Source organism: Citrobacter sp. TBCS-15, assembly GCF_005280815.1.
GTDB lineage: Bacteria > Pseudomonadota > Gammaproteobacteria > Enterobacterales > Enterobacteriaceae > Citrobacter > Citrobacter werkmanii.
Genome location: NZ_SZWK01000101.1, coordinates 672854 through 684514, shown reverse-complemented (window position 1 = coordinate 684514; position 11661 = coordinate 672854). Strand labels below are relative to the sequence as shown.

The window sequence follows — 11661 nt, the reverse complement described above, 5'->3', positions numbered from 1 at the left end:
CGTCAGAAGAACCCCATGCCAATAATCACGACATCCCCAGGATGAACAGAGTGCGTTAAATCGACATTCTCAAGCAGCTGATTGCTGCCAGACAGGCGAATGTTGATATCTTGTCGGTCAGCACGATCTGTAAATCCCCCTGCCTGCGCAATAGATTTCTCGACGGTAAGACCTGGCTCCCAGGCAAATCCGTTCGGACTTTTCACCTCACCTGAAACATAGTATTTACGGAACTCGGCAATGCTCACCGTCACCATCGGCGTGGTAAAGTAATCTCCCGTCAACCGTTGAGTTAATTCGTTGGTCACTTGATCGACAGTTTTATCTTTTAATTTAAGAGCGCCCACAAACGGAAAATTAATCTCCCCGCTCTTATCCAAAATAAACCGCATCGTCATATCGGGTTGACCGTGAACAGCGATATTGACAGTATCCCCCGCCCCAAGCCGGTAATCCTGCTGAACAGCAGCAGGATCGTCCATTAATCTTGGGCCGGACGTTGAGCACCCGACCACCAGGATACTGAATAGCAAAAACGCGCACAGTTCTATTATTTTCATTTTAGATCTGAACCTTAGCTTTAAGCATAATCATAGAATTATCATAACCCAACGTTCTAATAACTTCCTGGTTGTCGTTGGGACCGATATAAAACGAGTCAGTATCCTTATTCGAATTCAATGTATCTAATTGATATTTAATCTCAAAATTAACCGATGGCGTATAGTCGTAGCTCATTGTGACGCTAAACACCCCATCTTTATCATGCCGGTCCTTGTTCTGTTTTTTATAGTCTTCCGCAGTGTATGAATAATCCAGCAAAGTCGAAAAACGATTACCTAACCAGAAATGCTGGTAAGAAATGCCATACTGGGTCACTAAAATATATCCCCCAACTTCCGACGGGTCTTTAATGCTTTGCGCCGAGTGGGCCGTGAAAACCGACTGTTGTAGCGGCTTCCACTCTGCTTTTATGTCCCAGTTCAGACCATTAAAATCATGCGAGTTTGCGCTGTTTTCAAATGTTTTGTACAACCATGAAATATTCATGTCGACGTTGGTTTTTCCAGTCAACTGCGATTTCATGCCGTACAGCAAATAGTATTCATTAGTATCTTTTTCTGAGTTGTTGTCATAGCGACGCTGGTTAGTAATAAAGCTATAGCGAAAGCGTGTTCTGGATGTGTATTGGTCAAAAATTTCCGCGACCAGGCTATTTTCATGCCATTCCTGTTCCTGAATGTAATGGTAAAAATCCTCACTGGTATCCTGTACATCAGAAGTATTACCGAAAGTCAGTTTTTTGTATAACAACGCCAGTTCCGCTTTGCCACGCCCATCTGGCGCACCATAGCTGTAGCGCAGTTCACTGTTGATGAAATTTGTCGTCAGCGGTGAGGTAATCCCATATTGCTGAAACTGACTGGGTAAAAAACCCTCGGTAATTCCGCGGCCACGGGATTCATGCCCAAGTGAATCCTCCAGATTGAGGGTTAAGCCATGCATGAGTCCATAACGCCAGGCCCCATTAAAACGGAAAAAATGATCGGTGTAGTTATCAGCAGAATCGCTTGAGTAGTTACGGTAATCCCCAGAGTACATCAGTAAATACTTATCCTGACCGCGCTCACCGATCATACTCAGCACTGGCGCTGCGCTCTGAAACGAGGAACCGACAGCATCGCTGTTATGTGGCTGATAAGTCACGTTATCATTATAACCATAATCCACAGCGACCTTGCCCTGGAAGTCGATCCCCGCAAAGCCGATGTGTGATTTCGGTGTTAAATCAGCCCATGCGGGCTGCGATATCACGATTCCGGTAATAACGATTAATTTAGTATGCATTCTTACCGACAAATCCTTTGAAAATAGTTTTAATGATAATTTTTATATCCAGCCAAAGTGACCAGTTTTGAATGTACTCAATATCGTACTGAACCCGTTTTTCCATCTTATAAAGCGCATCGATTTCCCCACGAAAACCGTTAATCTGCGCAAGTCCGGTGATGCCAGGCTTTACCTTATGGCGGATCATGTAATTTTCGACCTGTTTGCGGTACTGCTCATTATGCGTAACCGCATGGGGTCTGGGACCCACAATCGACATACTTCCCTGCAATACGTTAATAAATTGCGGAAGTTCATCCAGAGATGTACGGCGTAAGAAGCTACCGAATTTCGTCACCCGCGGATCGTTTTTCGTGGCCTGAATTACCGTATCGGAATTCTCCATAACGCGCATAGTGCGAAATTTCCAGACCTTAATTTTTTGCCCACTCAGGCCATACCTGTCTTGTTTGAAAAACACCGGCCCACGAGAAGTGAGTTTGATACCAATAGCAATAACCAACATCAGCGACGAAATCATCAGCATAATGATACTGCCAAGCACCAAATCCTCTGCCCGCTTAATAAACGAACCCGCCCCTTCAAACGGCGAGCTAAAGATGCCGATGGTTTGCAGGTTATGGATAGAACGTAACTTGGACATATTGTTGCTGTAGGTATAAAAGTCAGGAACAATATAGGTATCTACGGTGGTGTCTGACATCATGGTCAAAAAATGGCGGATGCGATGCAGCGCCACCATCGGTAAAGCGATATAGATTTCGTCTATATTTCCCAGTCGGGCTTCCTCAACCAGATTAATCACCGGGCCACGAAATGGGCTTTTGACCTTATCCACGATGTCGCCACAGCGCGATAACGCACGCTCATCATAAAAAGCCAAATCCAATTTGATATCGGCGTACTCATTCAGTAACGCGCTTTCCGCGGCCAGACCATTGTCGGTCAAACCAATAATCGCCACGCGCATACTCTTTTTCGTTGAATATTTAAAAATAAAAAAGCGAATGTAATAAAGAAAAGGTAATGGAATAAAGTACCAGTAAATAATGGCAGAATAAAAAGGCGAAGGTAGCCTGTCTAAGTAACCGAGGGACTCCGGCTCTGCCACCGTCATACTCACCAGCTCGTTAAAAAATATAGCCAACAGCGTACAAAAAAGTAACCGCTTTTGATTACGCAAACCAATCGTTTTAATCTTTTGCTGATAAATTTTGATATATTCAGCAAACAATAAAAAAAAGACGGAGAACAGAATACTCAGAATAGCAATGGTGTTAAATGGCATCAACCCCAGCAGATGAGCACTAAAAATTAACGTCACATTAATAACGATAAAATCAACCAGTTTTAAAAAGACTGGATATCCTTGACTGCTAATCTTTAGCGATTTTTTAAGCATATCTCAGCCCATTATCTATTGATATTTAATTATTTTTTTCTCATTTCATGATGCTAATTATATCACAAGTCTAAAAAACGCAATGCTCCATTGTCAGTAAATGTAAAAAATAATGTTTGCATGTGTGAAAATTCGCCGCTGAGTGATTTTATAACTATGATTTTAAAGGAAATTAATACAACCAAACCATTTACCATAAAATCAAAAAAGACAATTTTTCACAACAAAACCATCATTGACAGTTAACAATTTATGGTCTACGCGAAAACATTTTAGGTATGACAAATTTCACAATGGTGTTATTTGATTTATTTTGAATCACCCTTCCATTGCGGCTAAACACCACAATAAAAATATCTCAGCCAGCAACGCTTAAAAAGCGCACCCGCACGCTTAACCCACCTAAGATTTCGCTACGTGTCAGCTGCGGATGTGTACGGTGTAAACGCGCAATGTCGTTAACCAGCGCCAGACCAATTCCTGCGCCTGGGACATTGCCAACGTTATCGAGTCGATGAAACGGTAGCATCGCCTGATGAACCATCTGATCATCTATACCTGGCCCGCTATCCTCGATCATCAGCACCACGGCTTCGCCTTCACGCTGCAGTCGGGCTGTCACCACACCATGCGGCGGCGTATATTTCAGGGCGTTATCAAGTAGATTCCCACACAGTTCGCCGAGCAGGACTTCATCGCCCTCAATCCACACCGCGCCCTGTTCCCCCTCATAACCCAGATCGATAGCTTTACTGCGTGCCTGCGCCAGCCGGGTAAAACAGCTGCTTTGCACCACCTCATACAAATTAACCGGTGAGAAGTGCTTTTCTCCCTGCTCTTTGCGCTTCACAGCCGACAGCTGAAGCAGCCTTTCCGTCAGTTGAATCGTGTTATCCAGAGTCACGCTCATGGCCTGTAAACTCTCGTACCACTGCTGAGGCTGCGGGCTGGCGAGGGCTACCGCCGCCTGAGTTTTCAGTACCGCCAGCGGCGTTTTGAGCTGATGGGATGCGTCCGCGCTGAAGCGTTCCTGACGAGAGATAAGGCCGCGAAGTCGGTCCAGATAGCGGTTAAACGCCACAATCAGCAGACGGGTTTCCGACCACGGCAACAGCTCCGGCAACGGCGTCAGCAGCCCAGGCTCGCGACGTACCATAAGCGATGACAACTGGCGCATCGGACGTAGCACCCGGCGCAGCAGCCAGCCAACCAGCACCAGCGTGAGCATTACCAGCAGTCCTTGCGAAACCCACGAGGAGAACAGCAACTGTCGCGCCAGATAACGCCGTGATTGCAGCGTTTCAGCGACATAAATCTCTGCCATGCCGATAATACCGCCCTCGTTGACGGGCTGTAGCAAACGCGCCACGCGGATTGCTTCGCCGCGATATTCAGTGTGATAAAACCACGCCAGCGCCGGATAAAGTCGTGTGCGCGAGGTGGCAGGCGGCATCGCAGGTAAATCGTCATAACCTGATATCACCTTCCCCGCCGGGTCGACCACTTTGTAATACAGCCTGTCGTTCATATTCAGTTCAAAGCTGTCCAACACCACCCACGGCACATTCACTTCCAGCCGTTTATTACGCACCACTAACCGCTCAGAGACGGTTCTGGCGGACGAGAGCAGTGTCCGATCATACGCCTGAGTCGCCGCCTGTAACGCGCTGACATAGCTGTTAAACGCCGACAGCCCCCACAGCAACAGCAGCGGTAATCCCAGAAACATCAGCAGTTGCAGATACAATGACTGAGGCTTAACCCACCTCATCGCTACGCTCCAGCACATAGCCCAGACCACGTAGCGTGGCGATACGTACATCGCTTCCCTGAAGTTTTTTACGCAGACGATGGATGTACAGTTCGATACTTTCTGGGCTGACCTCATCGCTCAAACTAAAGACCTGCTCAAACAACTGCTGGCGCGAAACCGGGCGCAACCGACGGTACATCAGCACCGTCAGCAGGGCCTGCTCACGCGGCGTAAGCGCCAACGGTTGCCCCTGCAACAGAAAGTAGCCTTCATCATGAAACGCCAGTTCGCCCAGTTGCTGTATGCCTTGTACCTGCCCCGCGCTGCGACGAAGCAAAGCCCGCAGCCGGGCATCCAGTTCCTCAATTTCAAACGGCTTTGCCAGATAATCATCGGCCCCGACGTTTAACCCTTTCACCCTGTCGGCCACCGCGCCGCGCGCCGTCAACAGCAGAACGGGGAGCGTCTGGCCGCGCTTGCGCAGCCGCTGGACGACTTCAAGACCGTCCAGCCCCGGCATATTGATGTCCAGCACCGCCAGCGCGTACGTTTCACTATGTAAAAGATGATCGGCCGCCTGACCATCAAAAACGCAGTCAACGGCAAAACCGTTTTGCACCAGCGCTTTCTCCAGCCAGTGAGCTAACTCACGGTTATCTTCCGCTAATAAGAGACGCATATCACATCCTGTAAAGTTTCTGCCGCATTGAAAGGGAATTGAAAGGTTAATGTTTTAACAATCACGCAACCGAACTGCTACACATCGGCTCACATAATCACAAAAATCTTCTTTCGTACCTGAAAATCCGGTTTTCCGGTGTGAGGATAAACAATGAAAAAACAATTACTTCGTACCCTTACTGCAAGCATTTTACTGATGAGTACCTCTGTTCTGGCAGAACAAGCGCCATCGCGCACCGAATGTATCGCCCCGGCGAAACCCGGCGGTGGCTTCGATCTCACCTGCAAGCTGATTCAGGTGAGCATGATGGAAACCGGCGCTATCGAAAAACCGATGCGCGTAACCTACATGCCCGGCGGCGTTGGCGCTGTGGCCTATAACGCAATCGTCGCTCAACGCCCGGCTGAAGCAGGTACCGTGGTGGCTTTTTCCGGCGGCTCCCTGTTGAACCTGTCACAAGGTAAATTTGGTCGCTATGGCGTGGATGACGTGCGCTGGTTGGCAAGCGTGGGCACGGATTACGGCATGATCGCCGTACGCCAGGACTCACCATGGAAGACGCTGAAAGATCTGCTGACGGCAATGGAAAAAGATCCTAACAGCGTAGTTATTGGCGCGGGTGCCTCAATCGGTAGTCAGGACTGGATGAAGTCGGCGCTGCTGGCGCAAAAAGCCAACGTCGATCCGCACAAGATGCGCTATGTAGCCTTTGAAGGCGGCGGCGAACCGGTTACCGCGTTGATGGGCAATCACGTGCAGGTAGTTTCCGGCGATCTCAGCGAGATGGTGCCTTATCTCAGTGGCGACAAAATCCGCGTGCTGGCGGTGTTCTCTGAAGAACGCCTGCCGGGTCAGTTAGCCAATGTGCCAACCGCCAAAGAGCAGGGTTACGACCTGGTGTGGCCGATCATTCGTGGCTTCTACGTTGGACCAAAAGTTAGCGATGCCGAATACCAGTGGTGGGTCGATGCCTTTAACAAACTCCAGCAGACCGAGGAATTTAAAAAGCAGCGCGATCTCCGCGGCCTGTTCGAGTTCAACATGAGCGGTAAGCAGCTCGACGAGTACGTGAAGAAGCAGGTCACGGATTATCGTGAGCAGGCGAAAGCCTTCGGTCTGGCGAAATAAACGCAGAGGCAAAGATGATGAGCGATCGTATTTTTGCAGGTATCTGGCTGTTGCTCTGTATAGCCGGGCTGTTCGTGGCCTGGCAAATCAGCAGCGAATACAGCTATGAGCCGGTTGGCCCGCGTCCCTTTCCGCTGGGCATTATCAGCCTGATGCTGTTATGCGCCGTGGCGCTGCTGTTGCGCCACCCGGACACCATCAGTTGGCCTCGCCGTCATGTGCTGCAAAAGCTGCTGACGATGGTGATTGTTCTGTTGATGTACGCCTGGGGTTTTGAATGGCTCGGTTTTCCCATCGCCACCGCCATTCTTACCGTGGTGATTGGCATGCTGTTCGGCGCAACCATTCCGGCTGCGGGTATTTCCGGCGCGGTCCTCGGCATTCTGTTGTGGTATGCCTTCGACCGGCTGCTTGACGTCACCTTACCACTCGGCGCCTGGCTGGGTTAACGGAGAAACGATGGATACCTGGATTTATCTTTCTCAGGGTTTCGCGGTGGCGATGACGCCGGAAAACCTGGTTATCGCCTTGATTGGCTGCTTTGTCGGCACCATCGTCGGGCTGCTGCCCGGCCTCGGGCCTATCAACGGCGTGGCGATCCTGCTGCCGCTGGCTTTCGCTTTGCACCTGCCGGCTGAATCTGCGCTGATCCTGCTGGCGACGGTCTACATTGGTTGTGAATACGGCGGGCGTATCTCCTCCATCCTGCTGAACGTGCCCGGCGATGCGGCAGCGATTATGACTGCGCTGGATGGCTACCCGATGGCGCAGCAAGGGCGCGGCGGCGTCGCGCTCTCTATCTCGGCGGTCAGCTCATTCTTTGGTTCGCTTATCGCTATCGGCGGCATCATTCTGTTTGCCCCAGCGTTAGCCCAATGGTCGCTGGCCTTCGGTCCGGCGGAATACTTTGCCTTAATGGTTTTCGCCATTGCCTGTCTCGGCAGCATGATGGCGCAAAATCCACTGAAATCATTTCTGGCAGCGCTTATCGGTCTCGGCCTTGCGACCGTCGGCGTGGACGCCAACACCGGGGTTTATCGCTTTACCTTTGACAGTGTTCATCTCTCCGACGGCGTGCAGTTTATCGTGGTAGTGATTGGGTTGTTCTCTGTCTCAGAAATACTGTTAATGCTGGAACATACCAGCAGTGGCCAGACGCTGGTGCGTAAAACGGGCCGCATGTTGTTCAATGCCAAAGAAGGCGCGCAGTGCGTGGGCGCCACCCTGCGTTCATCGGTGATCGGCTTTTTCGTCGGCGTCCTGCCTGGCGCAGGGGCAACCATTGCCAGCGCTATCACTTACATGACCGAGAAAAAGCTCAGCGGCAACAGCGACAGCTTCGGCAAGGGGGATATTCGCGGTGTGGCGGCACCTGAGGCCGCGAACAATGCCTCGGCCTGTGGCTCTTTTATTCCGATGCTGACGCTCGGCGTTCCAGGCTCCGGCACCACGGCAGTGATGATGGGCGCGCTGACCCTGTACAACATCACTCCTGGCCCGGCGATGTTCACCGAACAACCGGATATCGTTTGGGGACTGATTGCGGCGCTGCTGATTGCCAACGTGATGCTGCTGGTGATGAACATCCCGCTGATCGGTCTGTTTACCCGTATGCTGACCATCCCACTGTGGTTTTTGGTGCCCGCTATCGCAGCAGTCTCAGCGGTAGGCGTGTACGCCGTTCACAGCACTACCTTTGATCTGGTATTGATGGTCGCCCTTGGCGTACTGGGCTACATTCTGCGTAAGATGCACTTCCCGATGTCGCCATTGATTTTAGGCTTCGTGCTGGGCGAAATGCTGGAGCAAAACCTGCGTCGGGCGCTGTCTATCAGTAACGGCAGCATGGATATTCTGTGGGCCAGCGGCGTAGCAAAAGTGCTGCTGGTGATGGCGGTACTGGTTATCGTGATCCCGCCGGTGCTGCGCCTGATCCGTAAGCGTAACAGCAAACCGCAGGTGGATATCGGCTAGTAATATGCCGGATGGGCATCGCCATCCGGCATTTTCATCTTAATTCCTGAACTGCACTAAGAACGTGCTCGACAAACCGCGTCAGTTTCGGCAACGCACGCAAATCTTGCCGCCACAGCAAATGAATGGGTCGCGGCTGCGGCGTAAACGCCTCCAGCACCCGCACCAGTCTGCCAGTAGCTAACTCTTTCGCCAGCAGCACCTCCGGTTGTAACAGCAGCCCCGCCCCCGCCACTGCCGCCATACGCAGGCCATGACCATCGTTACAGCGCAGGATCGCATCGCGTTTCCATCTGACTTCGCCCCCTGCGCCCGGTAGCATCCATTCGTTGCGGGCCGTCCAGACGGTGTGGGACAGGCACAAATGATCCACCAGATCCGCGGGCGTGAAGGGGGTGCCATGACGAGCGAGATAATCCGGCGAAGCGCAAATCGCCATACGGTACGGACACAGATATTTCGCCACCACATCAGTCTGATGGATATCGCCAATGCGGATCGCCAGGTCAACCCCTTCATTCACCAGATCGACCATTCGATTGGTCAGATCCAGTTCAATTCGCACTTCCGGCCAGGCCTGTAAAAACGAGGCGGCCAACGGCGAGATCACGCAGGCACCAAAGGAGGTTGGCGCGCTGATGCGCAGAGTCCCCGCAGGCGCCAGCCGCAGACGCTCCACTGAACGTTCGGCTATCGTCACCTGTTCCAGCACACGCCGGGCCTCTTCAAAATAGACTCGTCCGGCATCGGTCAGGCTCTGGCGGCGAGTGTTGCGCTCCAGCAGGCGCGTACCGAGTTGCGCTTCAAGGTGGGTGATATATTTCCCCACCATCACCGCAGACATCCCCAGTCGCGTTGCCGCGGTGGTAAAGCTCCCGCTCTCCACCACCGCGATAAACGTTTCCATGCCGCGCAGTTTATCCATATTGCAAACCCCTGGTTAGTAATCATCTAACTTTTAGCCAGTTTATCCGATTTCATTTTCATTAAAGAATAGCGGCTCACACTAATGCGGAGGTGGTTATGAAAATTGTTATTGTTGGTGCCAGCGGTACGGTGGGTCGTGCGGTTACAGAAACATTAAGCCGTAAACATGAAGTGATCCGTGTGGGTCGCAGCCAGGGTGATTACCAGGTCGATATCACCTCCCAGAAGAGTGTCGAGGCATTGTTTGAAAAAGTCGGTCGGGTAGACGCGATCGTTTCCGCCACCGGCAATTTGTTCTTTGGGCCGTTATCCACCATGACCGATCGGAATTTTAATCAGGGTTTACAGGATAAGCTGTTAGGGCAAATACGACTGGCCTTAACCGGGCAGCATTACCTCAATGATGGCGGCTCGATTACGCTCATTAGCGGTATTATCGCTCATGAACCCATTGCGCAAGGCACAAATGCGGCAACAATCAATGCCGGTCTGGAAGGGTTTGTTCGCGCAGCAGCCTGTGAATTGGGTCGTGGACTGCGCATCAACCTGATTAGCCCAACCGTACTCAGTGAATCCGCCGCAGCCTACGACGATTTCTTCTCTGGCTTCGAAAGCGTCCCGGCCGCCACCGTTGCCAACGCCTATCGCCGCAGTGTGGAAGGCATCCAAACGGGTCGCATTTATCAAGTCGGTTACTGACTTACTGCTGTCGCTGGTTTATCGCCAGCGACAGAGCAATTAACCCTATGTTTTAAAATACATTTTCTTGCCAACCTTCCCTCTACTCGCAGATATCCTCACCTTTTATAATGTTAAATAATTGTTGCTTTTGATCACAAATAAGAAACAAACAAGTTCATTCTGTGCGCGTTTTTCAAAAATGTAGATATTTTTAATTTATGGCTACGAAACGAGCTGCGCCATATCTCCCTGACAATCTACTGAGAGGATCGATTTGATGAACGCACTGACTGCCGTACAACCGAACGCTGAAGATCCAGCCCAGCACTACAGCGGTTTCACACTGAAACCATCAGTCCAGTCTCCACGCCTGCTGGAGCTGACTTTTTCTGCCGAAACCACTGAGCAATTTCTGCAGGCCGTCGCGCAGTGGCCGGTGCAGGCCCTGGAATACAAATCTTTCTTGCGTTTCAAAGTGGGCAAGATCCTCGATGATTTGTGCGGCAACCAGTTACAGCCCCTGCTGCTGAAAACGCTGCTCGATCGTGCCGAAGGGGCGCTGCTGATCAACGCCGTCGGCGTGGATGACGTGGCGCAGGCTGAAGAGATGGTCAAGCTGGCAACGGCGGTCGCGCATCTGATCGGACGCTCCAATTTTGATGCGATGAGCGGTCAATACTATGCCCGTTTTGTGGTGAAAAACGTCGATAACTCAGACAGCTATCTGCGCCAGCCGCACCGTGTTATGGAGCTGCATAACGACGGAACCTACCTCGAAGAAATCACCGATTACGTGCTGATGATGAAGATCGACGAGCAGAACATGACCGGCGGTAACTCGCTGCTGCTGCATCTCGACGACTGGGAGCATCTGGATCAGTACTTTACCCATCCGTTGGCGCGTCGTGCGATGCGCTTTGCCGCCCCGCCAAGCAAAAACGTCAGCAAGGATGTGTTCCATCCGGTGTTTGACGTTGACCAGTTGGGCCGCCCGGTAATGCGCTACATCGACCAGTTCGTCCAGCCAAAAGACTATGAAGAAGGCGTCTGGCTGAGCGACTTGTCCGATGCGCTGGAAACCAGCAAGAACATTATTTCCGTTCCGGTTCCCGTGGGTAAATTCCTGCTGATTAACAACCTGTTCTGGCTGCACGGTCGCGACCGCTTCACCTCGCACCCTGACCTGCGCCGCGAACTGATGCGCCAGCGTGGTTATTTCGCTTACGCGACCAACCACTACCAGACCCATCAGTAAGCGCGAAG

The 11661-nt window shown here is 51.4% G+C and carries 11 protein-coding genes; 5 read left to right on the top strand and 6 right to left on the bottom strand.

All coding sequences use genetic code 11. The features are described from left to right. Window positions 1-2: 2 nt before the first annotated feature. From FDW96_RS06340 to tctD, 5 genes are all read right to left on the bottom strand, one after another. Window positions 3-560, bottom strand: coding sequence for a polysaccharide biosynthesis/export family protein (locus FDW96_RS06340; protein ID WP_137365366.1), 558 nt, complete (start codon window positions 558-560; stop codon window positions 3-5). A gap of 1 nt (window position 561) precedes the next feature. Continuing rightward, entirely contained in the window at window positions 562-1848 is a 1287-nt protein-coding gene (locus tag FDW96_RS06335; protein ID WP_061382310.1) for an outer membrane beta-barrel protein, read from the bottom strand. Then, complete coding sequence (locus FDW96_RS06330) at window positions 1838-3253, bottom strand: undecaprenyl-phosphate glucose phosphotransferase (protein WP_061382311.1); 1416 nt, start codon at window positions 3251-3253, stop codon at window positions 1838-1840. The genes FDW96_RS06335 and FDW96_RS06330 overlap by 11 nt, the downstream gene beginning before the upstream one ends. Window positions 3254-3611: 358 nt before the next feature. Then, entirely contained in the window at window positions 3612-5024 is a 1413-nt protein-coding gene (locus FDW96_RS06325) for a sensor histidine kinase (protein ID WP_042313175.1), read from the bottom strand. Continuing rightward, window positions 5011-5685: a transcriptional regulator TctD gene (tctD, locus tag FDW96_RS06320; RefSeq protein ID WP_061382312.1), complete on the bottom strand. Its 675-nt coding sequence runs from the start codon at window positions 5683-5685 to the stop codon at window positions 5011-5013. Before tctD ends, FDW96_RS06325 begins: the two co-directional genes overlap by 14 nt. A gap of 153 nt (window positions 5686-5838) precedes the next feature. On the opposite strand from tctD, the gene FDW96_RS06315 reads away from it, so the two are divergent. The 3 genes from FDW96_RS06315 to FDW96_RS06305 are packed head-to-tail and all read left to right on the top strand — an operon-like array spanning window position 5839 to window position 8790. Further along, window positions 5839-6816, top strand: coding sequence for a tripartite tricarboxylate transporter substrate binding protein (locus FDW96_RS06315; protein ID WP_038632908.1), 978 nt, complete (start codon window positions 5839-5841; stop codon window positions 6814-6816). A gap of 14 nt (window positions 6817-6830) precedes the next feature. Continuing rightward, the gene (locus FDW96_RS06310) at window positions 6831-7265 is read left to right on the top strand and encodes a tripartite tricarboxylate transporter TctB family protein (protein WP_094301039.1); all 435 of its coding nucleotides are present in this window, start codon (window positions 6831-6833) and stop codon (window positions 7263-7265) included. A 10-nt stretch (window positions 7266-7275) separates the two neighbouring features. Continuing rightward, complete coding sequence (locus FDW96_RS06305; protein WP_042313169.1) at window positions 7276-8790, top strand: tripartite tricarboxylate transporter permease; 1515 nt, start codon at window positions 7276-7278, stop codon at window positions 8788-8790. Between the two features lie 34 nt (window positions 8791-8824). Here FDW96_RS06305 and FDW96_RS06300 read toward each other — a convergent pair whose 3' ends face one another. Continuing rightward, entirely contained in the window at window positions 8825-9715 is an 891-nt protein-coding gene (locus tag FDW96_RS06300) for a LysR family transcriptional regulator (RefSeq protein WP_137365365.1), read from the bottom strand. 98 nt (window positions 9716-9813) lie between these two features. Here FDW96_RS06300 and FDW96_RS06295 point away from each other — a divergent pair, with 98 nt between their 5' ends. Both FDW96_RS06295 and glaH read left to right on the top strand, forming a co-directional pair. Further along, window positions 9814-10416 (top strand): short chain dehydrogenase, encoded by a 603-nt coding sequence (locus FDW96_RS06295; protein ID WP_137365364.1) that lies wholly within the window; start codon window positions 9814-9816, stop codon window positions 10414-10416. A 259-nt stretch (window positions 10417-10675) separates the two neighbouring features. Next, window positions 10676-11653, top strand: a complete 978-nt coding sequence (gene glaH / locus FDW96_RS06290) for a glutarate dioxygenase GlaH (protein ID WP_137361185.1) — start codon at window positions 10676-10678, stop codon at window positions 11651-11653. Window positions 11654-11661: the final 8 nt, after the last annotated feature.